The organism is Lichenicola cladoniae (assembly GCF_013201075.1).
Taxonomy (GTDB): domain Bacteria; phylum Pseudomonadota; class Alphaproteobacteria; order Acetobacterales; family Acetobacteraceae; genus Lichenicola; species Lichenicola cladoniae.
In genome coordinates this window covers 816069-842777 of sequence record NZ_CP053708.1, presented here as the reverse complement: position 1 = coordinate 842777, position 26709 = coordinate 816069, and the positions used below count along the sequence as shown (strand labels likewise).

The following is a 26709-nucleotide window of genomic DNA, read 5'->3' as shown; positions in this document are numbered from 1 at the left end:
CGCACTGGATCCAAAATCGATTCTATTTATATATTAACCTTGCTCAACGATTGTAAAACCAAGTATAGAAGGACAGGCGGTGTTGGAGTGGCCCGTGAAATCGAAGCTTCGCCAGAAAGTCCGCTTCATTTTTCGCGCACTTGTTAAGCTGCATCCTAGCTCAATGCTTGTCGCCTTCGGCCTTATTAGCCTGGTGATCATGTCATTGATGTCTCTGGCGGTCACCAGAGTCGTCCTGGGAGACGGCGTCGACAATCGGGCGATGGATCGTCTTGGTCGAAATATTGCCATCATCCAGCAAGACCTGCATTACTATGGTGCGGTCCGACTTAAAGATCAATACTTGGTGGCCGGAGATGTCGTGCTGGATGCCAATGAGGCATTTGTGGATAAGATGTCGTCAATGCTAGGCGGGGATATCGCAATATTTCGCGGGAATGTCCAAATTGCGACCACGATTCGCCGAAATGGACAGCGGGCTGTCGGCACCTCCCTGGCGCCCGGACCAATTCACGACGCAATATTCAAACACAATCAAGCCTATCGCGGGCGGGAAAATGTGGCCGGAACAGACTATTACGTTGCTTATGATCCATTACGGGCGCCGGATGGACGGGTGATCGGCGCTGTCTTTAGCGGCTTATCTCGATTTGCCTTTCGCGATCTCGTAGTTAAACTTCAACGTAATATTGCTTTCGCGTCAGTCGCTCTCCTGATCCTCACAACCTTCGCCTTCATTAGTATCGCACGACCATTGAAGCGCGAGATCGATGATCGCGAGAGTAGTCTCAAGCGGCTTGCGGATCGATTTGATGTCGCGCTTGAGAATATATCCGATGGCCTTTGCCTGTATTCCTCTGATCACCGGCTTATCGTTTCCAATGCGCGATACGCTACAATGTATGGCATTGAGTCAACGCATATAGTCCCGGGAATGACGCTGGCCGAGGTATTTGCACTCCGTGAAAGCGCCGGATCACTCGCAATCGGTTATGATGCCGAGGCTGCTTTGACGTCCCATCGGCATCTATTTGCAGGTAATCGATCAAGCAAATTTGTTGTCCGGACCGAACAGGGAAGGATTCTCGCTGTTCATCATCAATGCCTCGCCAGCGGCGGGTGGGTCGCCACTCACAGCGATGTCACATTACAGATGCGCGATCAGGAAAGGATGCGATTTCTAGCTCTGCATGATCCACTGACCGGGCTTGCGAACCGCACCGCATTCAATAGCGCGATGTTGGCCTGTCTAGAGAGATTAGGCCAAGTGTCTTCCTTTGCGCTTTTCCTGATCGATCTGGATCGTTTCAAGGAGATCAACGACGCGTTTGGCCACTCTGCGGGCGATGCCGTGTTACGTGAAGTCAGCGTTCGGTTGCGCCATTTGGCGCCAGACGCAGGCGTGATTGCTCGCCTGGCCGGAGACGAGTTCACCTTGCTGATGGAGAGCGCTTCGGAATTGGGTTCTCCACCGTTGATAGCGCAACATATTGTTGCTGCTCTTACTTCACCGTTTATCTTTGAAAGTACTACGATCCTTATTGGAGCCTCGATCGGCATCACCGTGGTCGTCAACGCGTTACTCACGCCGGATGAAATCTTCAGGCAGGCGGATCTTGCACTATACAAAGCCAAGGCACGCGGACGTGGCGTCTTTGAGGTGTTTCGTCCGGAACTTGCGGTCGCTGAGCAACGTCATAAAGAGCTGAAAGCCGAGTTGCTAGTTGCGCTGGATAATGATGAATTCATTCTATATTACCAGCCGCAATATGAAGTAGCCAGTGGCGCGCTGCTCGGCTTCGAGGCTTTGATACGGTGGCAGCATCCTAGCCGCGGCCTTCTCGATCCAGGATACTTCATTGCCGTTGCTGAAGAAACCGGCCTGATCGTACGTCTGGGTGCTTGGGTAATTGGCGAGGCCTGCCGCGCGGCTAATAGCTGGGGCGGAGATATCCGGGTTGCGGTCAATGTCTCGGCTGTACAGCTTTGTCAGAAAAGCTTCGTAGCCGACACGATCGTGGCCCTGGAGGAAATCGGATTTAGGCCCGACCTCCTCGAGGTGGAGGTGACCGAGACAGTGTTGCTTGAAGACACACCTGAGATCGTCAATGCACTCACTGCACTCAGGCGAGCTGGCGTAAGAGTCGCGCTGGACGACTTCGGAACCGGTTATTCTTCACTGCTCTACCTTCGGCGGCTACCATTCGACTCCATCAAAATCGATCAGGCTTTCGTGGGAGATCTCGAGACATCTCCCGACGCAGCATCGATTGTAGCAACCATTATTCAACTGGCACGTAGCTTCCGCGCGACAACGATCGCCGAGGGTGTCGAGGAGCCGGGCCAGCTTGCTCAGCTTCGGTCACTGGGCTGTGACATTGCGCAGGGCTTCCACTTCAGCCGGCCGCTACCGCTGGAGGCTGCTTTGCAACTCATTGCTGCTGGATCGTGCCACGCTAAGGGGGAACTCGTCCGTAAGACGCCACTTCACCTCAGATTGATCTAGAGGTAAAACGACTACGAGCTTCATGAAGATGTCCCGCAGGGCAATGCAACGCATTGTCCCGAGACGACGATTGGCCTGTCAGCAACGGCGATAGTCATAGGCTTTTTGGCGTCAAGCTTTTCCGGTTGATGAACGAGGACTTGTCTTGTCAACGATCGACGGTATGCGATCCAGCAGGTCCCCGAACGGTGTGCTGTCATTACTGTCACCTCCGGTCAGAACGAAGACGAGCGGGATGCCTTGCCGGATAGGTCACAAGATGGCGTTTCGTGTCGCACGGTGCCTTCCTTGATCGGTCCAATTCGGCTCTGTCTTATTACTATGTTCCTAGCAGCGAACGACGCGCCGTCTGGACAGGTCCAGCTCCAGTTGATCCGGTCGGCCGCCCACTGCCGCAGCAGCAGCTCTCGATGCCAGATGCCCCATACGCCTGTCTCCTACCAGTATTGCAAGCGGCGTCAGCACGGATGCCCGGGTCAAATTCCATCTCGAGCGGTAGCATCTTCCAATAGATTTTAGTGCGCAGCACAAACAGGATCCCGGTCAGCGCCGCCCGATCCGACATGCGCGGTCTACCGCCGCGTGAGATGGAAGCAATCACGCCACGCACTCATTGCGCGCCGGCCTACTGCAAGACCCAGCGTCCAGGCAGTTCTCCGCAAAGGGAAATATGTCATCTAGCCATTTTACGTTTTCTTCGAGCTGTCGCCAAACAAGGCATGTGGCCAGCCACCGCTACTCGTCTATTAGGAATACCGAGCTGATCCGAAGTCGATACCTTGTTTAACGCGGGTTAGGATACCAGACAGATGAGCAAGGCCTTTATCGTAGAGACATTGCAGGACTCGACCGGCTGCACCGGCGTCGCCGCCAACCTGGCAGCCGCCGAGCTGATCGCGGCCATTGTCTCAGAAATGAAGAAGGCGGCTTCACCCTGTCCTCGTTTGGCACCTTCACCGTCAAGAAGACCAAGGCGCGCAAGGCGCTGAACCCGCGCACCGGCGAGCCCGTCAAGGTCAAGGCCGGCAAGACCGTCCGCTTCAAAGCCAGCCCGAACCTCAAGAAATCCGTCTAGCCGTCCTACGTCGGCCGCTGCCTGTCTTGATCCGGTAAGACAAGCGGCGCTGTCGATCTGAACACGAGGCGGGCCAATGCTGGAGAAGAACTGCCGGGCTGGCCTATAGCCCCGGATGGTATGTCCGCTCGGTATGGCCCTTGAGCTGGTCCGGATAGAAATAGACCTCCCGCAAATGGCCGGTGGCATAGCGATCGGCCTCGTCCTCGAAGTGCGGTGATCCGGGATGGCCGCTCTCGCCACCGGCGGTCACCGCGACTGCCCGGATGCGTGGCCCAAACTCCACCGCGGCAACAAAGCTGTTGCCCAGCGTGCCATACCATTTCCGCGTGTTCGGGTAAGCATGCGCGCCGAACGAGGCGAGCGAGCCCCAGCGGCTCGAGGTAAACGGTACCGGTATGCTCGGCTGCGCATCGCTGAAATGCGAGTCGATCTGGTCATCGAGCCGCTGGAAGCGATTGATCCGGCCCCATGGCGTCCGCCAGTCGCCGAAATCGTGCGCGATCCGGTCGGACGCTTCCGCGAGCGCCTGAAGCTTCTCGCGCGGCGGGATGCGGTCTTCCATCCAGTCATAGGGCGATATCCCGGCGGTCTTTGCGCCTGCCGCGGCGCGTGCCCACATGTCTTCTCCCCAGAATACCGCCAGCGAAGTCGGTATCGACCCGGCACTCCAGCGGTCGTCCCACCCCCGAAGCATCATGACCTGGTCCCGGAGCTTCACCTTCAACGGATCCGAACCGGGCATCCCGTCATAGGACTGCAGCAGAGGCGGGATGAGTTTTGCGAAAGCCGGCAGGTAGGGGTCGAATGCTGCGCGGTTCAACCCCTCCAGTGTCCAGCCCTTGGTGCCGGTGAGGAGCCGTGTCGCATGCATGCCGCGTGGGTTCTCGCCGAAGCTGTCCATGTAGCGAGGAAAGTCGAGTTCTTTTGGGCTGAACGGACCAGCTGCCGAATACGGCCAGTCATTGGTGTTCATGACCCAACCATTCGGCGGATCGACCACATGCGGCGTCCGCTCGAACGGCACCAGCCCCTTCCAGTCGCTTGCGGGATCGGCCCCGTTCACTGGGCGTGTGTAGTCGAAGCGATCGTCGCGAGAGGGGATGAACTGCGGATGCAGATATGCAATCTCGCCCTTGTCATCGGCAAAGATGGTATTGTTGGAAGAGTTCGCGTTGAACTGTACAGCGATCTTCAGGAACGACGCGTAATCGAAGGACTTCGTCCGCAGCCAGGACTGGCTGAGCGCGGCGACCGGCGTATTCATCAGCGCAATGCTGATCCACTTGCTGCCGGCTGCACGGATGACAGGGCCATGGTGCGTGCCATACACCGCGAAGCTCCGGGACGCCATGCTCCCGGACGGGGTGCGATACCGCACCTGCAGCTTCGTGACGGTGACCGGCCGCTCCTCGTTCCCATAGCGATACAACAGCCGGTTTCCGTGGCGCGTGACCGTCTCAGTGAATTCGTCTACCGCATCCACGCCGCTCGACGTGTGCATCCACCCGATATGCTGGTTGAAGCCCTGGTAGACGAAGAACTGCCCCCAGGTAACCGCGCCATACGCGTCGAGACCCTCGTCGCTGGTCATCTGCAATTCGGAGCGGAAGAAGAACGAGGTGTGCGGATTGATCAGCAGCAGCGCGTGCCCATCGCGCGTGTTGGCGGGCGCTATGGCGATCCCGTTCGACCCGCCAGGCTCCTTCGGCGCGACGAGCCCGGATCGCGTTGCAGTCGCGGGGACCACAGGCGTCGCCGTGGTGCCCGGCGTTCCGTAGAAGTCCTGCAACTCTTTCAGCGGCACGCGCTCGGTATCGCCACCGATGCTGCCTTCGGTGAAGCTCAGCGCCATCCACGGCTCGAAGTGCCGGATCACGAGCGGCCTGACGTCGGGATGAGTCGCGAGATACCAGTTCAGCCCGTCCGCCCATCCGTCCATCAGCAACCGCAGCGAGGCGGGGCTTGCGGCGTAGTCAGCCTTCAGCACCGTCGGATCGATGAACAGTCTCTGGCGCAGGTCCTGCCAGATCGCCGCTTCGCCGCTTGCCTCCGCCGTGCGGCCGAGAGCGGTGAGATAGTTGGTCTCGACTCGGTTGAAGTCGTCCTCCGCCTGCGTGTAGGCCATGCCGAACACGGCATCGCGGTCGGTATGGCCGTGGACATGCGCGATGCCCCAATCGTCCCTGACGATCGTGACCTGCGACGCTTCCTGCCGTAGCGCCGATAGATCATCGCCGCTCCGAGCGTCGGCACGCGGCACGCTCGCGATGTACAGCGCTGCTGCCAGAGCGGAAAAGAACAGGCCGGGCCGTCCCGGGTGATTATCAACGCCGCTCATGCTTTTCACCAGACTGTTCCTCATCCCCCAACCCGGGAGGATGATACATGCACGACGTCCAGGTAAAAGCCGGAGCATGCGGCAGCCGCGCGCCAACGCGCTGGCCGGCCGACGGCTAACCGGGTCCGGTCTGCAGTCATAGGACGACATGCACGGGCTTGCCGCAGGGTTGAGCAAATCATCGACGTCGATTTCGCACCGCAGCGGGCCGGCAACGCATCAACGCCGGGGCTCCCAAGTGCCCCACCTCGAGGCCGGTATCCTCCCGCACAATACGATCGGCGATCACGAGGTGCGGCTGAACCGTTCGAGCCAGTTCGGAGCCCTCGGGGTGATCAGTCATGATTGGGCAAACGGCATCACACGGGAGCGTGCAATCCGCTTTGTTGAGGCCGTTCGTCACCCTGGGACTTGAACGGTAGCAGGGTCTTTCTTCTTCGCTGCCGTCTGACGGCACCGCGTTTCTGGATCTGTCTTCAGTCCGGGGTCTGGCGTTTCTGCCGCCCCACGATGGGTTTCGAGGAGCTGGGTCGTCCAATCTGACAATGCGCGGTCGCTTGTAACAGGCGCTTGCAGGGATCGTAACGGACTGACCCGCCCCTTCGTCAAGGATGCGGTCGGCGGAGGGTAGTGGCGCGGGTCGCGTGTTACGCGGCGGCCGCTACCGACACCTTCCCTCCGAACGCGAACCCCGTCCCAAACACCCACATGCGGTGCATGATCACCGCGAGGTTGCGCGCCACCCCACTGAGGCTGACGACCTCAAGGCTCGAATTCGGGCTGAAAGCTATCGAGATCTTCCTCTGCATAACGGGTCCTCCGGCCGGGGTGAGCGTTCGTTGCCAACGCTTGGAGGCAGCAAATGCTGAGGGCGGCACGGCTTAACGGCGAATTCAGACCAGCGGGGCACGTCATCACCGCCGCGTGAGCACGGGATGTGCGACCGAGCCGAATCACGCGCAACCTGACAGACCGGTCGATTTCGACGTGGCGCCGACGGAGGCGGCCGTGCCGCCCGCATGATCCGTTCCGGCTTTCGTTGCGTTAGGTCGGCAGGGGAGCCTGCCGACGCGACCGGTGAACAACCTTAACCACCCCGTTCTGGATACCGCACGACATGATCGCACGCCTGCGTAAGTTCTTCAGCGACCTTGGCGAGAGGTTCTGGGTGCTCCCTGCGCTGATGGTCCTCTGTGGGATCCTGGGGGCCGTCGGCGTGGTGCATCTCGACCGAAGCGGCGTCGTGCCGGAATGGCTGATCGCCGGCCCCTGGCTCTACAATGGTGGCGCGACCGGGGCCCGCACGCTGCTGGGGGCGGTCGCGTCCTCGACGATCGGGGTTGCCGGAACGGTCTTCTCCATAACCATTGCCGCGCTGTCGTTGGCGGCCGGCCAGATGGGACCGAGGCTGCTGCGCAACTTCACCCGTGACCGCGGCAACCAGTTCACGCTCGGCACCTTCCTCGGTACCTTCTCGTTCAGCCTGATGGTGCTCAGGAGCGTGCGTACACCGAGCGAGGGCGAGTTTGTCCCGCACCTGTCGCTCACCATCAGCATCGTGCTCGCCTTCGTTTCAGTCGGCACGCTGGTTTTCTTCGTCGGCCACATGGCGGGACGGATCAACGTCGACACGGTGATCGAGCTGGTCTCCCTGGAGGTCAGGTCTGGTATCGCGCGCCTGACCACCGACCATCCGCAGCCGGCGGTGCCGGATCCGTCGATCTGGAATGGCGCGGACATCGTCAGCGATGCACGGCAGGGCTACCTGCAGCAGCTCGAGGGAGACGGGCTGGCGGACTGGGCGGCGAAGCACCGGACCGCGATCCGGCTGCTGGTGCGGCCCGGCGACTACGTGTTCCCGGGTGCTGCCATCGCCGTGATGATCCCGCTGGTCGACGGCGCCGAAGCCGCCATCCGCGACGCAACCGCGCTCGGCGCGCAGCGCGTGAGCTCGGCCGACCTGGAATTCGCGCTGCGGCAGCTGGTCGAGGTGGCGGTGCGCGCGCTCTCGCCCGGCATCAACGACCCGCACACGGCGATGAGCGTGCTCGACCGGCTCGGCGCCGCCTTGTGCGAGCTGGAGGGACGCCATCTCGGCAGCGGCGTGTTCCTGCGGCAGGACCGGCCCGTGCTGGTGGTGCCGAGGATCACCTATGACGGGCTATGCGATGGCATGTTCAACCTGATCCGCCAGAACGCCGCCGGCAGCGTTGCCGTGCTGATCCGAATCCTCGAGGTGCTGGTCTCGGCCGCGGGGGTCGAGACAGTCGCCGAGCGGCTGGACACGCTGCAGCGCCATGCTGCCCTCGTCCTGGACGACGCCACGCGCAGTGTCGCCAATCCAGACGACCTCGACGACCTCAGGCAGCGCCACCACGCCTTCATGAGCATGCGCCGGCACGGACCCGCCGGACCGGCCGTAGCCCAAGCCTGACGGAGACCGTATATGCATTTCCTGGGTGTCGACTGGGTCGGCGTCAATCCGCAGAACGGCCGCAAGCTGCTGCTCTCGATCGCCTTCATTGCCGGCGTGCTGGGGGCGAGCGCGCTCATCCGTGGTCTGATCGGGCTATTACTGCGCCGCACCGACCATGCCGGCACGCAGACGCGCTTCTGGATGCGCCAGGCGGTCAGCCTGTTCTCGGCGGTGGTGCTGATCCTCGGCCTGCTGTCGATCTGGTTCAGCGACCCGACCCGGCTCGCCACCGCCTTCGGGCTGCTCTCGGCCGGCCTCGCCTTCGCCCTGCAGCAGGTGGTGACGTCGGTCGCCGGGTATTTCGTCATCCTGCGCGGCAGCACCTTCACCGTCGGCGATCGCATATCGATGGGCGGCGTGCGCGGCGACGTGATGCGGCTCGGCTTCATCCAGACCACCATCATGGAAATGGGCCAGCCGCCGAGCGTCCAGGGCGCAGATCCCGCGGTGTGGGTGCGGAGCCGGCAGTTCACCGGGCGGATCGTGACCGTCAGCAACTCGAAGATCTTCTCCGAGCCGGTCTTCAACTACACACGCGACTTCCCCTTCATCTGGGAGGAGATGGCGATCTGGATCACCTACAAGGCCGATCGGGCCCGCGCCGAGCAGATCCTGCTGGATGCCGCACATCGCCACGCGATCGATCCGAACGGCATCGCGACCAGGGAAAAGGATGACATGCAGGGGCGCTTCGGCGTCAACCCGATCGACCTCGATCCCCGCGTGTTTGTCCGCATGACCGACAACTGGATCGAACTCTCGGTGCGATTCATCGTCGACACCCACGGCGTGCGCGGCACCAAGGACGCAATGAGCCGCGACATCATCGAGGCCCTCGAACAGGCCGGCATCGGCATCGCGTCGGCAACCTATGACATAGTCGGCCTTCCGCCGATCGAGATCCGCCAGTCCCCGCCTTCGGAAGCGCCGGATCAGACGAAGAAGAACGCGAGCCCGAACACGATATAGACGCCGATCAGCAGCACGCCTTCGAACCAGGTGGTCTCGCCATCGCCGGCGATCGCGTTGACGATGAAGGCGGTGCCTGCGATCGCGAACAGGTCGAGCGGATCCTCGAAAACCAGCGTCATCGGATGGCCGAACAGCCAGGAGAGGATCACCAGCAGCGGCGCCACCACCAGCGCCACCTGGATTGCGGACCCGATGCAGATGCTCATCACCAGCCCCATCCGGTTCTGGCGGGCGAACCAAACCGCCGCGAACAGGTCGGAGATTGTGCCGACCAGGGCGATGACGATGACGCCGAGGAAGATCGGCGTCAGATGCAGCGTCGAGGCGGCCTCGGTCAGTGCGCCGGACACCATCTCGCTCTCCAGCGCGGCAGCGACCGTGGCCCCGATCAGCACGGCGAGGCTGCGGGCGATCGACCAATCCGGTTGGCCCTCCGGCTCGCCGGATGCAAATACATCGCGGTGTGTGATCAGCGTGTAGGCGAGATTGGCGACATATATCAGCAGCAGCACGACAGAGACTGCCAGGCTCAGCGATTCGTCGCGACCGGCGATACCAGCCGAGTTGGCAATGTGACGGCCGGTGTAGTCGAAGGCGGCTGGCAGCAGCAGCGCGATCACCACCAGGATCAGCAGGCTGGACAACAGGCCGGCACGTTCGCGTTTGAAGGATTGGCGCTCGCGCCCCCAGCTACCGACGACGATCGCCAAGCCGAGCCCGAGCAGGCTCGTACCCAGGATCGAGCCGGTGATCTGGGCGTGCACGACGTCCGCCTCGCCTTGCATCAGCACGAACAAAGCGAGCAGCAACTCGGCGACGCTGCCGAGACTGATGGTCAGCAGGCCACCCACTGCCGGACCGGTATGACCGGCCAGCTGCTCGGTCGCCGCCCGGATCCAGTCCGCCAGCACCGCCACCGCAAGGATGCCGGCGAGAAACACCCAGATCGGCGAGACATGGAACAGGTAATGGAGCAGCGGCGCCACCGGCACCAGCAGCAGCAGGCCGAGCCGGATCATGCGGCGTTCCCGCGCTGCCGGCTGCGGCCAAGAAAGACCGACAGATGCGTGCCGGTGATGCCATGCGCCACCACCGAGGCGGCGGCGGCCAGGCTCACCACCGGCCAGAGCGCGCCGATCCCGGTCGCGCCCTGGGCGTCGCAGGCATAGAACAGGGCAGCCGCCCCGACCGGCCCGAACCAGCCGGCGAACAGACGATGCGAGAACGGGCGGGTCCACGACATCAGGCCGCCCAGCAGCAGCCAGGCCGGCAGCCGGCGGAACAGCAGGATGCACAGCACGAAGACAGGTGCGCGCCAGCCCATCTGATACCAGTCCGCCCACGGTGCTGCGGCACCGAGCAGGAACATGATTGGCAGGTCGAAGAAGCGGGCGACCGCCTCGTTGAAATGCTCCTGGTGCTCCTCGTGCTGCTCGCTGAAGCTCTCGTTCAACACCGCGCCTGCCACGAACGCGCCGAGCACGCCGTTGCCGCCGATCGCCTGCAGCCCGGCCAGGGTGGCGAGCGCCAGGGCGAGCGCGATGGTCAGCAGAGAGGAGCGCTCGGCGTCGGGATGACGGCCTGCCCAGCGCAGGCAGACGCCGGCGGCCCAGCCTGCGGCGGCGCCGAGCACGACGGCGCTGCCGATCTCGATCGCTAGCACCTGCAGCAGCCAGTCGCCGATGCCGTGGCCATGCAAGCCCGGTCGGGTGGCCAGGATGAGGAACAGCGGGATCATGACGAACGGTTGCGCCAGCCCGTCATTGATGCCGCTCTCGGCGTTGATGGCATGGCGGAGATCGTCCGGGACGGTCCGCCGGGCAAGCGGGCCACTGACCACCGGCGCCGACAGCACCGGATCGGTCGGCGCCAGGATCGCGCCCACCAGTGCGCAATCCAACAGCGGCAGGCCGAGGCAGACCCATGCGACCGCGGTGCCGGCGGCCCACATCAGCAGCATGCCCGGCCCCAGCGCCACCGACAGGCTGCGCCAGTGCCGGCGCAGCCAGCCGCGCGGCAGCCGGACCGCCGACGCGAGCACCGCGATCGCCAGCGTCACCCGGCGGGCCTCCCGGAACACGGCGCGGGCGGTCGGGTCGTGCCCGGGATCGATCCGGATGAAGCCGAACACCACCGGGCCCAGCAGGATGCCGGCGAGCGCGCAGACCAGAGGCTCCGACATCCAGAGCTCGGAATTGACCAGCCCGGAGGAGGCGCCCAGCAGCAGCAGCAGCGCGGTGACGGAGAAGGCGAGCAGCCAGGGATCGGGAATCGTCATGGATCCTTGAGTAGCGTGGATCTGTGTCAGGCAGCCATCGCGTTCGCGGTCGGCCGGCGGATCAGAAGATCGCCTTGCCCGCAAGGATCGCGATTAGAATGAAGATCACGAAGATCGCGATGGCTATGAAAAACAGGATCTTGGCGATGCCCGCTGTCGCCGCAGACACGCCCGAGAAGCCGAAAAAACCCGCGATCAGCGAGACCACGAAGAAGATGATGGCCAATTTAAGCATTGTCGGCTCCTCGAACCGTAGGCCCGATCACATCGTTCGGTATTTGCGGCAGTATGGCATCAACCGATCCGGTAAATCCGCTTGCGAAAACACTGACTGGCCCTGCGAAAGCGAGACAAGTCCGCTCCGGGAGGCGCAACAACCGCCAAGGCCGACGAGCAACTGCGCGAGGGCGACCCAGACAATTCGCGAGATGCTCAAGGCAGCCTCGATCAACGAGAACTACATGCTGGCAATGGCTCCGCTGAAGCAGAGCACGGCCGGGATCGCACCTCCTGAACTGCATCGGGCGGCTGAACCTGACCGGGTGACCGAAGCCGGTTTCGATTTTTTCCTGGTTAACTTGAAAGGAAATCCGTCAACCCGGGGCTTGACGGCCAAAGGGACGCGGTAGAGGAGGCCGCGGATGAATCGTCCCTTGTCCGCCGTGGCGAAGTCCCGGCTCCGTCGCCTCCGACGGGCATCCCTGTTTTCACGTCGACTATGGCTACACCGGATCGTGTGGTGGGTTGGCGCCATCCTGATCGGGCTGGCGGCGATCCTGTTCGCCGACGCTGCCGACCAGGCCGACCGTCTGCGCCGGATGATCTCGGCGCGGAATCCAGCCTGGATGCTTTTGATGGCGCCGGCGGGTCTTGCATTGTCAGCCTGGCTGACGCGGAGCGCGTTTCGCGGTGCCCAGGGCAGTGGCATTCCGCAGACTATCGCCGCCCTGCACATGCGGCATGCATCATCGGTCGATCGGGTGCTGTCGCTGCGGATCGCGTTCGGCAAGATGCTGCTCACCGTGCTGGGCATCCTGTCCGGCGCCTCGATCGGCCGCGAAGGTCCGACAGTGCAGGTGGGAGCCTCCATCATGCATGCGCTCGGGCGCGCACTGCGACTTTCGGACGTGGCGATGCGCCGCGCCCTGATCCTGGCGGGGGGCGCCGCGGGCATCTCGGCCGCCTTCAACACCCCGCTCGGCGGCATCGTCTTCGCGATCGAGGAGCTGAGCCACTCCTTCGAGGCCCGCACCAGCGGCACCATGCTGACCGCTGTCATCCTGTCCGGCGTCACGAGCCTCGCGCTGGTCGGCAACTATACCTATTTCGGCCACACCACCGCCACCCTGCCGATCGGCGCCGGATGGATCGCAGTGATCGCTTGCGGCCTGGTCGGCGGCGTTTCCGGCGGCGCGTTCAGTGCCCTGCTGGTCCGCATGTCGGGCGGCCTGCCGGGCCGCGCTGGCAGCTTCGTGCGTGACCGGCCGATCCTGTTCGCCGGCCTGTGCGGCCTGGTTCTGGCGTTGATCGGCCTCGCTTCGCACGGCACCAGCTACGGCACCGGCTATGGCGAGGCGCGCCATCTGGTCGACGGCTCGGTGCATTTCCCCGCCAGCTTCTTCGCCTGGAAGTTTGCTGCCTCGCTGGTGTCCTACTGTAGCGGCATACCAGGCGGGATCTTCGCGCCGTCGCTGTCGGTCGGCGCTGGTATCGGCGGCTGGATCGCCGTCTACCTGCCGCATAGCCCATCTGGTGCCGTAGTGCTGCTCGGCATGGTCGCCTATTTCGCGGCCGTGGTGCAGGCGCCGCTGACCGCAACCGTGATCGTCATGGAGATGACCGACAACCAGGGGCTGACTGTGCCGCTGCTGGCGACATCGTTCCTCGCCTACGGCGTGTCGCGGCTCGTCAGCCGCCGGGCACTGTATGGCGCGTTGGCGCAGCGTTTCCTGCTGGCGATCGAGCCGGCCTCGTCGATCAAGACCAGCGTGGCTATGGAGCCGGAGCCGGCTCACTCAGATCGGGGGGAACGCGATCGGCCGAGCAGCGCCCCGCCTTGAGGCGATGGGCACGCCTGATCTCGACAACGCCCATGCGGCACCGTGGTGCGGAAGGGGCAGGGCGCCAACCTGGGACCACCGACACGTCCATCCACCGCCGTCGACTCCCGATAGGCCGGAGGCCGGATTTGCTAGCCGCTCTCGCACCGCAGTTGCACCATAGAGGCCGCGTCAGACAGATGTCGCACGAGCCATCGTCTCCCGCGGCCTAGTGTTCGCAGCCAACGGCGTCACGCGTGTCCGAGAAGGCCCGGCCGGCGATTGCGAACCGCCCAACCGAGCACATTAGCCACGCTGCGGCGCCAGCAATAAGAAGCAAAGACTGACCGCCCGGAAGCGATTGAGCTTTGCAATCCATCCGTTTCAGAGGACAGTTCCACAGTGACTGCGACTAGGTTTTCGTTGCGTCGGTCCCGACGACCGGCATCGCAGTGGCATTTTCCTGCTCTCCTGAAACGGAACCAGACGCATGATCCGCCGCTTGATCTTCGCTGCCCTACTCCCTCTTCTCGCAGTCGGCGGCTGCGCCGGCTCCGGCACAGGTGAGACAACCGCAACTGTTCCAGCGAACGATTCACAGTTCGTGCAGACCGCCGGCCAGGACAATCTGGCGGAAGAACTGGCCGCCAGCTACGCCTCCACGGGCGCCCGGTCGCTGGCTGTCAAGACGTTTGCCTTTAGGATGATGGCAGATCACGCCAACATGGCAATCGGCATGCGACAGGTGGCGACCGCGCAGGGCATGACGGTTCCCACCTCGCCGAGCGACACGCAGATCGCCGAAATCACCGCGATGTCGGCAAGCCACGGCGGCGCGTTCGACAAGGCGTATGTCGCGCAGGAAATCACCCGTCACAAGGCGATGCTGCAGGCCTATCAGGGCGAGGTCGCCTCCGGAACCGACCCCGCCATCAAGAAGTATGCGAGCGACCGGCTGCCGGTGGTGCAGTATAATCTGAAAGCTGCCGAGGCATTGCTCTCGCAAAGCTAACCTGGTCGGGTAGCCATGCCCGCTCGAGCCGAAAGACAGCCTGCGCCTGACCGACAGATTCTCGTGCGGTCGAGTGTTGCGCCTCCAGGCCTGTGACCTGCTGCTGCAGCGCGTCTCTATCCTGGCCCAGAGATGTCCCGCGCGCGTCGTCGGCCCTCAGGATGTTGCGTGCTGTCACCAGCGCGGAGGCGCGGACGATGGCAAGATAACAGCCTGCCGCGCCGACCAGGACCACGGCCAGGGAAATGATTGCGGCGCGCCGGCTCGATCTCATGCGAGACGTCCCAAGCAGGATAGCGCGTTTCTGTTATAGATAGCGCAAAATGCAGAATTCCGTTCGCTTTCGATAGTGCTGCGGCGTCCCGACGAAACGGGGTGCGGCCGGCAACGGTCCGCAGCAGCAACGCCGATCATCTCGGCGTCGTCGTTCCGAGCGCGCGGCTCACGACGGTGCTCTCGAATTGCCCGTCGTGCCGTCCGCCTGGCTTGGATAGGCACCTGAGTTGTCCGTGCCGGCCGCGCGATCCAGTGCCCGGCTCGCCGAATTGCTCTTCAGGGTCTGCTCATAATGTCGCGTCTGCTTATGCGGCTGGGTACTCGAGCGCGTGCCCGCCGGCTCACCATGGTGCTTTTCGGGTTCTCCGCAGTACCATCGGCCTGTGTCGGATAGGCGTCCGAATTGTCGGTCCCTGCGGTCCGACCGGCTGCCAAGCCGGGCGGATTACTGCCGGCCGTGGCGGACGATGGGCTGGTCTGGGCGAAAGCGGCGACGGGAGCAAGCAACAGCGCGACGGTCGCCGCGTGCGTCGCGTTTCAACGCCCCTGGTCCCCCGGCCGTCCTGGTCGAAGCAGCGACCGCGCTACTTGTTCTCGGGCTTGATGCACTGTGGGGTCTGTGGTGGCGGCTTCTCCAAGATCAGCGCGGCGCATTTCGGCTGCTCGACGGCCTGCAATGAGGGGCCGACCATATTTGGCAATCTACATACCATCCGGCGTGACACGCTCGCGGATCGGGTGCCGCACACGCTACGGGATCGCCTGATGGACCTGACGCTCTACAAGGTGTTCGCCGAGACGTGTGCGCTCGAATGGAAGCGCGCGCAGGGCAACGTCGTAGCAGAGTTGCCGCAGACGAGGCTATCGTGTTGAGATACGTGGTGAGTTGGCGACAGTCCTGGCGCTGTGTGGCTCTGGCGTGAGCCGCAACAGTACGTGCGCGACACTATCGGTGGGATCGCGCAGTACTAGAACAACGTCGGTTGATCTCGACCAGCGACATCTGGCGGCTCACCGTAACGAAGCGTTCAGAGCCGGCAATCATCCGCGGCTCTATGCATCTCCGACTTCAACCGACCGCCCTTATGCTACGAGCGGCCTCGAGACCAATCCAGATTTGTTCAACGTGTTGCACGCTTCATCGTGTCGGCAGTGTTGACCCGGTCTCGGTAAAGGCCCGGTTCGAGCTTTGGGAGATCGAATGTAGGATCTGTAATACTCCCTTCTCGTCTGCGGGCGGCCCCAGGCTGAGGCAATGCATTCCTGCCCGTGAAATGTCGCAATGGTTCGCTCAGCTTCATCCGGCCGCACGCGTTGGTGCCAGTCAACTCCAGGCCTACGCACGGCCGCCACACAGCACGTTGCTATCGCCCGTGCCCGTATTAGGCCGGAACCGGAGCTGGCTGGTCCTGGCGATCATCCCGCCGGTGGCACTGCTGCTCTACCTGTCCGGCGGCCGGCCGGACCTGCCCGCGCAACCGATCGGCCAGCGCATGGCACAGGCGGAAACAAGCGAGCAGGAAGACGCCAGCCTGATCGACACGCTGCGGCAGGGACTGGCGAAGATGAACCCGGCTGCTCCGCAGGCGCGCCAGGGATACATCCTGCTCGGCCAGGCGGAAGCGTCCCGCGGCAGCTGGGGCGCGGCGGCGGCGGCCTGGCGGGTAGCGATCGCGCACGGTTTCGATCCGACCGTGGCGATGCAGGCGGCAGAGGCGCAAAGCCGGGCGGATGGGGCAGTCGGGCCGGAAACGGCTGCCCTGTTCCGGCGCGCACTCGATGCGGCACCGGCAGATGCACCCTGGCGGCAGCTTGCGGAACAGCGGCTGGCCCAGTCCGAGCACCATTAGAGGCCGATAGAGTCACAGATTAAACCGATTTGCCGATGTCCAGTCTGATGAGCAACAATACATGTATTCAGCCCGGCCGCCGGCGACCGGGACGAGTAAGTAAACGCAGCTCCGTCATGCGATCCGTCTCCCATGCATGGGTAGTGCGATCGGCGGCAACGGGTGGGCAAAAGTTTACCTGCTGATCTGGAACAAACCGCTGCGGCTGCGTAAGCCGTAACCGGTGTCCACTCTACCGGGGCAAGGTCAAGATATGGGTCTGGCCCAACAATTCCATTAACGAACAATCTAGTTCTAGGGTGGTCGGAGACCGGCCGGCAAAGATGCGATCCCAGACGACATCGGTATCGACTTCTGATTTACGGCCGAGGAAACGGTTCTCAGCCCTGGCTTTGGCAATGCCCTCCCGCGGCCGCTACAGCATGATCTCCCGCTCCCCTTCTCATTGGGGCGCTTCAACTACAGTGTTTGCGGTAGTTTGGCTCGTTCCGATTGCCCTTGTTTTAATCACATGGTGTCCTCGATCGTACGGGGCGGCCCTGGACCAAACTGCGCTCTCGCTCGAGATCCGGTGAACCTGCCTGATTCTCGGTCTCGCCTATCGCAGCAACAAGCGCGTCGGCAGCGCGGCTGCTGTAGCGATCCCGATGTCGAAGCATGTGAAATCTCCGTTCGGGCAGTTTGTACCGAGCCGCAGCAAGCTGCCCTGCTGCCAGCGCTGAACGTGCCACGTGTTCCGATAGTGCGGTCACACCGGCACCGGCTTGCACTGCGCTCAGGACCGCTTCGTTCGAGGGCAACGTCATTGCCACCAAGAGTGCAGATGGATCGCAGCCCGCTGCCGTGAGCGCCGCTTCCAGGCTGGAGCGGGTGCCAGACCCCTGCTCGCGCATCACCCAGACGGCCAGGCTTAGGTCGTGGCCAAGCAGGCGTTTGCCGTTTGCCCAGGCGTGTGATGGGTGAACGAGTATAACCAGGCGGTCTTGTCCGACATCCTGCTGCTCAAGCAATGGATGGTCGAGCTCGCCTTCCACAAACCCAAGCTCAGCTGCGCCATCGAGCACAGCCTGCGCGACCTCGCGCGTGTTGCCGACCTGGACATCGAGCTCGACCGCTGGATGGCGCTCATGGAACCGCACCAGCTGTTCCGGCAGCCAGTAGCCTGCGATCGTCTGGCTGGCGAACACCGCAAGCCGCCCGCGCCGTAAACCGCCCAGATCAGCCAGGGTCGTCTCGGCAAGACGGGCCCGCGCCAGCACGGCCTGCGCCTCGCCCAGGAACACCCGACCATTCTCGTTCAGGACCACGCCGCGTCCGACCCTGTCGAACAGGTGGATTGCATGACGCTCCTCGAGGGCTGCGAGCGCGTTGCTCACGGCGGACTGGGTCAGGTTCAACGCCCGCGCCGCCGCCGTCACATGCTGGCGCTCCGCGACCGCGACGAAGATGCGAAGCTGCTCAAGCGTCATCCAACCGATCTCCAGAACAGATCATTCCTAGCATATTAATCCGTTGGAAGCGTGTCAGCCAGAGGGTCATCCTCCCGTCATCGAGACGAGGTGACCCATGGCTGCCAGTGCCTGCAACCGGCCTTCCCCGCTTCTGGCCGTCCCATCGGTTCCTGTTTGGCTGCCCGCCTTCGACAGCGTCCGCCGCACGCTGCCGGGGATCGGGCTGTGTGTTCTGGTCACCGGAGCTGCAACGCTTATGGCGGTGCTCGAGCGGCGGGTGTTCGGTACCGCCTGGTTGGAGAGCCTGGTGCTGGCGATCATCATCGGCACGGTTGTCCGCACTGCCTGGATGCCCTCCGCCCGCTGGCAGGCCGGCATCAGCTTCAGCGCCAAGATGCTCCTGGAGATCGCCGTGGTGTTGCTCGGCGCGTCCGTCAGCGCGCGCACCGTATTGGCAGCGGGTCCGGGCCTACTGGTCGGGATCGCCGCGGTGGTCGTGCTGGCGATCAGCTGTTCCTATGGCATCGGTCGCCTGTTCGGCCTGCCGCACCGGATGGCGACCCTCGTCGCCTGTGGCAACTCCATCTGCGGCAACTCGGCCATCGCTGCGGTGGCGCCGGTGATCGGCGCCGATGGCGAGGATGTCGCGGCCTCCATCGCCTTCACCGCCCTGTTCGGCGTCGTGTTGGTGCTGCTCCTGCCGCTGGCCGTGCCGCTGCTGCATCTGAGCGGGCTGCAATATGGCGCGCTCGCCGGTCTGACCGTCTACGCGGTTCCGCAGGTGTTGGCGGCGACGGCACCCGTCGGGACGGTCGCGGTGCAGCTCGGCACCCTGGTCAAGCTGGTCCGCGTGTTGATGCTGGGGCCGGTGGTGCTGGTCCTGTCCCTGCTGACACGCCGGCTCCGCGACGAGACCGACGAGGCAGCACCGCATTTGACCGCCGGCGATCGCCCGAAGCAGGCCGGCCTCCCCCTGCACAAGCTGGTGCCCTGGTTTATTATCGGCTTCCTGGGCCTGGCGACGCTGCGCTCCCTCGGGATGGTGCCGCACGTGATGCTGCAGCCGGCTTCATGGGCCGCGAGCCTGCTGACCGTGGTGTCCATGGCAGCACTCGGGCTGGGTACCGACCTGCGTGTGGCAGTCCGAGCCGGCGCCCGGGTCACCGCCGTGGTCCTGCTGTCCCTGCTGGCGCTGGGGCTGCTCAGCCTGGGCTTGATCCGCCTGCTCGGCCTTGCCTGACCAGACAGCGCCAGAGATGCTTGGGTTCTGTCTCATCGGTGGTTGAAGACCTATCGATTATCGAAGATGTCGTGATGTCGAACCCGGTCGGAACCAAGTCTATGACTGGCCGGAAGGGCTTCTATGTGCGCAAACACGGCAACCTCCTCCGACTTAACGGCAAGACGCATCGTCTTCGCGTGACTGCGATGGTACAGACGCAGCCCTTGTCCCAATCGATCATGCCTCCACTTACGTCGGTCCGCATTCCGACTTATGCGCTCAGATTGTGTTTTAGCACCTACCGATCACTCCCGGTGGCGAGTGGATCAGTCAACGCGACGCATGGCTCACGAAAACACGTCCGCGACGTAGCGTCCGTTTTCGTGCTCGATGCGATCTGCCCAGGCTTCCGCTTCCTCGGGCGGAACCGTCATGGCTTCCCCGTAGATGCGCACGAAGGTGGCACGGACGTCCGGCGCCATGCGGACGCCGTCGCCGCATACGAACACCGTGGCCCCGCGCCGGAACAGGTCGGCGACGTCGGCGCGGTCCTGCCACATGCGGTGCTGAACGTAGCGCACGTCTCCTTCCGGCTCACGCGAATAGCTCATGCGCACGGTGACGACGCCTTCATCTTCCCAAGTGCGCAGCTCTTCCCGGTAGATCCGGTCGATGTCACGGTGAGCGACGCCGAAAAACAGCAATGCCGGGCCTACCGGCTTGTCCTGGCGCTTGAGGAGCGCACGCTCCTGCAGGAAGCCGTGGAACGGAGCGAAGCCGGCGCCCGCGCAGACCAGGATCATGGGCGTTGCCGGCTCGGCCGGTGGATGGAAAGCCTGGGACGGCCGGACCGCCACCGAGGGGCGGGCCCCTTCGCCGAGCCCTGCCAGGTAGTTCGACGCCACGCCCAGGTATTGTCCATTACCCGAAAGGGCAGGTGCATCCAGCACCGAAAAGGTCAGGGAGCACCTCGCCGGATCGCGTAGCGGAGAGGAGGAAATCGAATATTGGCGCACGCGCATTCCCGGCAGCGAGCCGAGGAAGGCGGCCAGGGACAGGTTGCAGGACGGAAACCGCTCGAGCAGTGACAGCAGGCTCACGCGCTTCGCCAAAACCTCGCTCCTGTAGATGTCGGGATGGGCGAAGGCGGCGAGCGCCATCTTTTCCGGCGTGCAGTGTGTGCACTCAACCAGCATGTTGACGTGCTCGCGCGTCGCAGGCTGTTCCAGCTCGACATAGTTCGCCAGCAGTTCGGCGACCGAAACCGGGTAGCCGACCGGCAGCGTCGTCGCGGGACCGCCCTTGCGTACGACAATCTGGGTGTCGGGCGCCAGCGCGAAGCGCCGCAGCGCGCGCGTGACGTTGTTCGGCGGATTGCGTGGAAGCACCGCCAGATAGTCGCCCGTGCGGTAGCTCATACCGGACGGCAATGCGATCTCGATGTGACGCTTGACCGAGTTCCCCGGCGATCGATCCGTGTCGCCAAGGATACGATTGGAGAGCACGACACCCCCCTGCAGGTCGGTCAGGCGTAACGACGTGGCACGCCCGGGCGGCAGCACATCCATCTCCAGTGCCTGCGGCACCGCCGCCGCAACCGGCTGTTGCCCGAATGTGCGCCCCAGATCGGCCCAGAGCTGAGCATACCATTCGTCAAAATCGCCGAAGAAGTCGCCGCTCGCGTCTGCCTCCCCACGGGGCCTGATCCGGTTGGCGCCGGCACGTTCCAGGGCGCCATCCAGCCGCTTGGGAATCGCCTGATAGGTGCGGCTCCATTGGGGGTTGCCGCAGCCGAATACCGCGAACCGCACGCCGGAAAGCGCGCCGGGCTCCTCCGCCTCGAGCCAGGACAGGAAAGCAGCCGCGTTGTCGGGCGGCTGCCCTTCATAGGTTGCACTGAGCAGGATCACCGCGCCGTCGGTCGGGAGTTGTCCCGTATACGTGTCGAGGCCCGCGACCTTGGCGGCATAGCCCTGGCCGGCGGCGTCGCTGGCGATGCGCCTGGCAAAGGCTTCGCAAGAGCCGGTGTTGCTGCCGTAGAGCACCAGCAACCGTCCGCCGGTGCTCGGACCGGCTGCCGCCGGCTCGATGTGCGGCGTTAAGGGCCGCTGCGGCGCGCTTGGCATGGCGCTGGCGGGGCGGCGGGCGGCGGGGCCCCGGCGGCGGGCGCGGATAAAGAGATTGTGGGGCTTGATCGTCAGCGTTTCGGTGATCTCGAGCCGATAGCCGGGATCGGCGAGTTCGATGTGGAAGCGCTGGAGGATCATCGCCAGCACCAACTGCGCCTCCTGCATTGCGAAACCGCGGCCGATACAGGCGCGGCGACCGGTGCCGAACGGCTTCCAGGCGTTGGGTGGCAGTTGCCTGGCCTGCTCGGGCGCAAACCGGTCGGGGCGGAACCGTTCCGCGTCGGCACCCCAGACTGCCGGGTCGCGGTGCAGCGCCGGGCTCAGCACCAGGAGTGTGTCCTCTGTGGTGACGGCATACCGGCCGCCGACGATGGTGTCCTGCAGCGGCGTCACCGCGAAGGCCGGTGCCGTGGGCCAGAGGCGGAGGGTCTCCATAAGGATCTGTTCGACACAGTGCAGGCGCCCAAGGTCCTCGACCGTGGGCGCGCGACCTTCCAGCACCGCATCGATCTGCGCACGCGCCTGGTCCAGCACCGTGGGGTTCTGGAGCGCCAGGAAGAGCGCGAACGACAGCAGGCCGCTGGTGGTCTCGTGACCGGCGACCAGGAAGGTGACCATCTGGTAGCGAATATTCTCGTCAGGCAGCGCGCCGTTATCGTTCTGCCCGTCGAGCATGATGTCGAGAAGATCGGGCGCGCCGTCCGGCCGCCGATGCGCGCGGCGTTCGGCGACCAGCGTATCGGTGAGCGCGTGCATCAGCCTGACGTCGTGGTCGAACTGCCGCCGCCTCGTCAGCATGACGAGCGACGCGACCTCGGGCCGGCGGGCACGTGCACTGGCCTCGTCCAGCGCGCCGACCATTGCCGCCACGAACGGGTGCATCTCGTTCTGGTAGAAGCTGTTGAACCGGTAGTCGAACGCGCACAGCGCGATGGTGTCCAGTGTGAGCCTGGTCATGTTGTCGGCGACGTCGATCTCCGCGTCGCCGAACCGCTCCCAGCGAAGAAGCATCTGTTCGGCCACGTCCAGCATCTTGCCGAACATTGCGCGCACGCCGAGCGGACCGAACGCCGGCATCAGCAGGTGGTGCGCACGCGCCCAATTCGGCTCGTGGTCGTAGGCGGTGAAGAGCCCGTCGCCCGCCAGCGGCCGGACATGCTCGATGGATGAATGGACCTTCTTGCAGAAGCGAGTCTCGTCGCACAGCTCATCCACCAGCGCATGCGAGCTCACGATGATCGGGTTCTGGCCGGCCAGGCTCAGGCGGAAGATCTCGCCGTGCTCGGCCGCCAGCCGCATCAGGCTCTGCACCGGGCCATGACTGTCGATGTCGGCCAGGTTGCCGAGCAGCGGGATGGTGCGGGGCTGGGGGATCGGGCTGATCGGCATGGGAGCGCTCCGGACTTGCTTCGCCTCGACCGTTGTCCTTGCAGCCCGGGGATGTGGCAAGTGACCATCCCCGGGCGGGGTGAACACAGGCGAAAACTTCACCGGCAAATCCTTCGGTTCCGGCACAGTGAGTGGCTGATATTTCACACCCGCGTGCAGTCGGCGCGGCTCATGCAGCCGCACCTTGGATCTCGCCCGCGGTGATCAGTCCAGATGTCTCTAGAACAGATGTTCGCCCGAGAAGGGGTGACCAGTCTCGCAATATGCAAGGCAACGAGGGTTGTGCTGGATAATCCGGCGCGGAGCCTCATGCATAGGGAGACGGGTGTCGCGCTGCAGTCATTCGCTGGAATTTGAAACGCATAGTTCGAGTATGTCAGACGATCAATATTTGAGAAAAGCTTCTGGATAAATGCGACATGTGCTAATCTAATCGCACGAAACTCTGGACGAAGTCGCTTACAGCGTTGCGGGAGTGGAAAGGTTTTGGTCACGCCGCCAGAGGAAGATTGAATGGCTGCGTGAGACGACCGTCCAGGACCGCGGCGCGCACCACGGCGACGCCATGTGCATCTTGCGGGCGACCACCTCATTCGCTGCTTCTTGGCCATGCGGGCGTTGGCGATCTCGTCGAAGCATCCTTCTGCCCGCGACGTCGAGATGGGCAGCTTGGAGCGGTAACGCTCACCGTAGTTGATCAACGAGCTGCCGGCGTTCTCCAAGTCGCGACGCAGGTCGTCGCAGTTCCAGAGGAGCATCGCAGCGGCAGATCTTAACGTTTCGCCATTGACACGGACGACCACCGGCACAGCGTGTTGGATGTAGAATAACTCGTCGAGCGCCTCGTCGGAGCGGTCATGCCAGATCAACTTTTGTAGTCGGCCGACCCACCAGTCGATCATGTCCAGATCTAAGCATGGTTGCGGATCGGGGGCGTGGATGCCGCGCATCGCTTGCTGGATATGCTGCACTCGCATGGAGATGTGCCACCAGTCGAGAATGCACGCGATCGGCTCACCAACTGCGGCGCGGACCAGGCCGGGAAGAGCCGCCTCGCCGTCGCTGAGCACTGTGACGGAGCGACCGGGCTGCCAACCCTGCTCTCGAAGCGCCTGACGCATGGTTGCCAACGGCGATCCGGCACCCTTGGGGGCCAGAGCGAACCGCCGTGGCGGCCTTCCTGCGACTTCGATGTTGCCGACGGTGACGTCGACTCGCCGCGACTGATAGCCATGAGCCGCCCGAATATGCGCCCCGTCGATCAGGACCATGATCTCACCCTGTGGTTTGGCTTCGGGCTCCGGCGCGGGTTGACCTGGCGGCATCTGCTCAAGATCCGATGCGACGCGATGGGTCCTGTTTCGCATGGTGGCGTGGTTCATCGGCTGGCACGGCAAGAGACTGGTCAACAGCCGGGCTGCTTCTCGGAAGGGGTGCCTGGCGCTCAACTCCGCTTGCAGCCGCCCGAGCTCGGGCGTGCACCGGTCCGGGAGCAACTCGGTCAAAGGCGACCAGGAAATGTCCACGAAGTCCCAGTCGTTCATGCACGGGCATATGCTGATGCCTACAACTTCGGTCGGCGACTGAAGACCCTGAAGGGCCTCACCCCCTACGAAGCCATCTGCAAAACCTGGACTTCTGAGCCAAAAACGATTCACGCTCGACCTGATCCACCAAATGCCGGGACTAAACATCTGGTGAGCGTCCGGTGAATAGGCGGCTACAGGCGTTGGCGCATGGACCGGAGGCTGGTGAGATATTTCTTCCCAGTGTGGAGGATCAGTTCTGACGGACCGAGACGGGCTTGGCTGTTCGGATCATGCGATTAAGTGCGCTGACGGCGATGGCGACTTAGCCCCGCTGGCCATCGGCTGATCTGGCTCGCAGTTTCGCACCGATGCCGTGCTTGTAGCGGCCGATCGCGGTTCTCACGATGCTGCGGCGCCCGTACCCGGTTGCCTTCTGCCAGGCCATGCGGCTCCTCTCAACAATGTATCGGACATGACGATCCCGGGCTGTCGCGGCATAGGTCTTGTTGTCGTTGATCATCGAGGACGCAAGCGGCGGGATGACGATGTCAGGTGGCGGATCGCGCTGGCGCGGAGATGCCGCCCGGTAGACGGACGCGCCGTCATAGGCGCCGTCAGCGATTACGCTGGCGATCTATCCCTCAACCGTCGCGAGCGGGACAGGGACGGCGGTGATGTCACCGAAATCGGATCGGTCAGGACGTGCGCTACGATCTCGCCGGTTTCAGCAGCGACGACCAGATGCAGCTTTCGCCATCGCCGCGGTGTTCGGCCGTGCTTCTCGCCATCCCACTCGCCCTGGCCAACGTCTGCAATCCGGTGCTGTCCAGCACGACATGGACTGGCCCGCCGCATTGTGCGGAACGCGGTTGCCGACCGGCGAACGCCCGGCTGCGGCGGCTGAGCGTGGTATGGTCCGGCACAGAAAGGTCCAGGCCCAGCAGGCGCAGTACCGAACGGGCGAAGCCTTCGGCCTGGCGCAGCGCCAGATGGAAGACCAGCCGCAGCTTCAGCACCAACTCGATGGCCAGGTCCGTGTAGGGCGGCTGGCCACTTCGTGTCGTCCTGCGCGGCGTGTTCCAGCCCGACAGCGCAGCCTCGTCCAGCCAGATGGTCAGGTCGCCACGCTGCCGCAGGCCTGCCTCGTAGGCCGGCCAGTTCGTTACCTGCCTGCGCTGCTTCGGGATGCGATGGCGGCGTAGCCGGGCTACTCAGGCGATGCTACCTCCTGCATCCATGCACCAACGCCCAGTTAGTGCGCAACCGTCACCAGTATGCAGACGAAGCCGAGAACGATGCTGATCGAAACGATAAACCGGGCACGCAGGCTGCGGTGCCACGTCACGTGGTCTCATCCGCATGCGGCTCGAACGCCAGCAGGCGATAGCCTACACCGCGCAGGTTCTCCACCGTGACGTTGGACCCGGCGTCTGCAAGGTGACGACGTAGTCGTGAAACGGCAGCCTCGAGTGCATTGCTGCCGACGGGCTCGTTGAAGCTATAGAGACGGCCTTCGATAGCATCCCGCTGCACCGTACGGCCGCCGGCTTCAAGCAAGGCCTCGAGCAGCGCGCGCTCGCGACGCGTCAGAGATAACTTCAGCGGTCCCGCCTGAGCCTCGCGAGAGACCGCGTCGAAGGCCAGATCGCCGAACCTTAGCAACCGTCCGCGGTCAGCCGCCCGACTTGCGCCATGGCGGATCACCGCCCGTAGCCGGGCGTCGAACTCCGGGAGATCGAATGGCTTGAGGAGATAATCGTCGGCACCTGCGTCCAGACCGGCAACCCGATCTTCCAGTCCACCCCGGGCGGTCAGGATGAGCACGGCGGCATCGGCATTCGCACTGCCACGCAATTCCTCCAACACGGCCATGCCGTCCATGTCAGGTAGACCGAGATCGAGCACGATGGCGTTGTAGGGTGCCGCCGCCGCCGCCGCCAACGCCAGACGACCCGTCGGCATGACATCCACAGCAAAGCCTATATGGCGAAGATGCGCGCTCAGCATCTCCCGAAGTGTGGCATGGTCCTCGATCAGCAATATCCGCATCGGTCGTGTCACGCACCTGGTCCTGCGGCGTCAACCGCGAAGTTTATATGACATCGTACGCCGAGGCGCCCAGTGCGACCGTACCGTCAGCGTTCCGTCAGGCAAATATCCTATG

General features: G+C 63.7%; 17 protein-coding genes and 3 pseudogenes. 11 read left to right on the top strand and 9 right to left on the bottom strand.

Going from position 1 to position 26709, the window contains the following annotated elements:
• Positions 1 to 94: 94 nt before the first annotated feature.
• Together HN018_RS03700 and HN018_RS03695 are read left to right on the top strand one after the other, a co-directional pair.
• Positions 95 to 2506: a putative bifunctional diguanylate cyclase/phosphodiesterase gene (locus HN018_RS03700; protein ID WP_171837760.1), complete on the top strand. Its 2412-nt coding sequence runs from the start codon at positions 95 to 97 to the stop codon at positions 2504 to 2506.
• 809 nt (positions 2507 to 3315) lie between these two features.
• Positions 3316 to 3581, top strand: a pseudogene (locus HN018_RS03695) (HU family DNA-binding protein).
• Positions 3582 to 3684: 103 nt separating this feature from the next.
• Here the strand turns inward: HN018_RS03695 and HN018_RS03690 are convergent.
• Positions 3685 to 5922 carry a penicillin acylase family protein gene (locus tag HN018_RS03690; RefSeq protein ID WP_171837759.1) on the bottom strand — a complete coding sequence of 746 codons (2238 nt, stop codon included), beginning with the start codon at positions 5920 to 5922 and terminating at the stop codon, positions 3685 to 3687.
• A 1117-nt stretch (positions 5923 to 7039) separates the two neighbouring features.
• Here HN018_RS03690 and HN018_RS03685 point away from each other — a divergent pair.
• Both HN018_RS03685 and HN018_RS03680 read left to right on the top strand, forming a co-directional pair.
• A complete protein-coding gene (locus tag HN018_RS03685; RefSeq protein WP_171837758.1) occupies positions 7040 to 8356 on the top strand; it encodes a DUF2254 domain-containing protein in 1317 nt (438 codons plus the stop codon).
• 12 nt (positions 8357 to 8368) lie between these two features.
• Positions 8369 to 9367 (top strand): mechanosensitive ion channel family protein, encoded by a 999-nt coding sequence (locus tag HN018_RS03680; RefSeq protein WP_171837757.1) that lies wholly within the window; start codon positions 8369 to 8371, stop codon positions 9365 to 9367.
• Here HN018_RS03680 and cax read toward each other — a convergent pair.
• The 3 genes from cax to HN018_RS03665 form a co-directional block, all read right to left on the bottom strand.
• Positions 9331 to 10389 carry a calcium/proton exchanger gene (cax, locus tag HN018_RS03675; protein WP_171837756.1) on the bottom strand — a complete coding sequence of 353 codons (1059 nt, stop codon included), beginning with the start codon at positions 10387 to 10389 and terminating at the stop codon, positions 9331 to 9333. The two genes, HN018_RS03680 and cax, sit on opposite strands and share 37 nt — an antisense overlap.
• Entirely contained in the window at positions 10386 to 11648 is a 1263-nt protein-coding gene (locus tag HN018_RS03670) for a cation:proton antiporter domain-containing protein (RefSeq protein WP_171837755.1), read from the bottom strand. The genes cax and HN018_RS03670 overlap by 4 nt, the downstream gene beginning before the upstream one ends.
• A gap of 61 nt (positions 11649 to 11709) precedes the next feature.
• A complete protein-coding gene (locus HN018_RS03665; protein WP_171837754.1) occupies positions 11710 to 11883 on the bottom strand; it encodes a DUF1328 domain-containing protein in 174 nt (57 codons plus the stop codon).
• A gap of 193 nt (positions 11884 to 12076) precedes the next feature.
• On the opposite strand from HN018_RS03665, the gene HN018_RS03660 reads away from it, so the two are divergent.
• The 5 genes from HN018_RS03660 to HN018_RS03640 all read left to right on the top strand — a co-directional run bounded on the left by HN018_RS03660 (position 12077) and on the right by HN018_RS03640 (position 16825).
• On the top strand, positions 12077 to 12277 hold the full coding sequence (locus tag HN018_RS03660) for a hypothetical protein (protein ID WP_171837753.1): 201 nt from the start codon (positions 12077 to 12079) through the stop codon (positions 12275 to 12277).
• A gap of 12 nt (positions 12278 to 12289) precedes the next feature.
• On the top strand, positions 12290 to 13708 hold the full coding sequence (locus HN018_RS03655) for a chloride channel protein (protein ID WP_171837752.1): 1419 nt from the start codon (positions 12290 to 12292) through the stop codon (positions 13706 to 13708).
• Positions 13709 to 14177: 469 nt separating this feature from the next.
• Positions 14178 to 14699 carry a DUF4142 domain-containing protein gene (locus tag HN018_RS03650; RefSeq protein ID WP_275434180.1) on the top strand — a complete coding sequence of 174 codons (522 nt, stop codon included), beginning with the start codon at positions 14178 to 14180 and terminating at the stop codon, positions 14697 to 14699.
• A gap of 801 nt (positions 14700 to 15500) precedes the next feature.
• A complete protein-coding gene (locus tag HN018_RS03645) occupies positions 15501 to 15848 on the top strand; it encodes a hypothetical protein (RefSeq protein ID WP_171837750.1) in 348 nt (115 codons plus the stop codon).
• Positions 15849 to 16348: 500 nt separating this feature from the next.
• Positions 16349 to 16825 (top strand): hypothetical protein, encoded by a 477-nt coding sequence (locus HN018_RS03640; RefSeq protein ID WP_171837749.1) that lies wholly within the window; start codon positions 16349 to 16351, stop codon positions 16823 to 16825.
• Positions 16826 to 17328: 503 nt separating this feature from the next.
• On the opposite strand, the gene HN018_RS03635 is transcribed toward HN018_RS03640, so the two are convergent.
• The gene (locus tag HN018_RS03635) at positions 17329 to 18294 is read right to left on the bottom strand and encodes a LysR family transcriptional regulator (protein ID WP_171837748.1); all 966 of its coding nucleotides are present in this window, start codon (positions 18292 to 18294) and stop codon (positions 17329 to 17331) included.
• Positions 18295 to 18391: 97 nt separating this feature from the next.
• Here HN018_RS03635 and HN018_RS03630 point away from each other — a divergent pair, with 97 nt between their 5' ends.
• Positions 18392 to 19516 (top strand): YeiH family protein, encoded by a 1125-nt coding sequence (locus tag HN018_RS03630; RefSeq protein WP_171837747.1) that lies wholly within the window; start codon positions 18392 to 18394, stop codon positions 19514 to 19516.
• A 329-nt stretch (positions 19517 to 19845) separates the two neighbouring features.
• Here the strand turns inward: HN018_RS03630 and HN018_RS03625 are convergent, their stop codons facing one another.
• Positions 19846 to 23016: a bifunctional cytochrome P450/NADPH--P450 reductase gene (locus tag HN018_RS03625; RefSeq protein WP_171837746.1), complete on the bottom strand. Its 3171-nt coding sequence runs from the start codon at positions 23014 to 23016 to the stop codon at positions 19846 to 19848.
• Positions 23017 to 23159: 143 nt separating this feature from the next.
• Positions 23160 to 24560: an ISKra4 family transposase gene (locus tag HN018_RS03620; protein WP_171837743.1), complete on the bottom strand. Its 1401-nt coding sequence runs from the start codon at positions 24558 to 24560 to the stop codon at positions 23160 to 23162.
• A 12-nt stretch (positions 24561 to 24572) separates the two neighbouring features.
• On the opposite strand from HN018_RS03620, the pseudogene HN018_RS03615 reads away from it, so the two are divergent.
• A pseudogene (locus tag HN018_RS03615) lies at positions 24573 to 24717 on the top strand (IS481 family transposase); the annotation flags it as partial.
• Between the two features lie 78 nt (positions 24718 to 24795).
• Here HN018_RS03615 and HN018_RS03610 read toward each other — a convergent pair.
• Positions 24796 to 25732: pseudogene (locus HN018_RS03610) on the bottom strand (IS5 family transposase).
• Positions 25733 to 25886: 154 nt separating this feature from the next.
• Complete coding sequence (locus tag HN018_RS03605) at positions 25887 to 26606, bottom strand: response regulator transcription factor (protein ID WP_239478991.1); 720 nt, start codon at positions 26604 to 26606, stop codon at positions 25887 to 25889.
• Between the last annotated feature and the right edge of the window lie 103 nt (positions 26607 to 26709).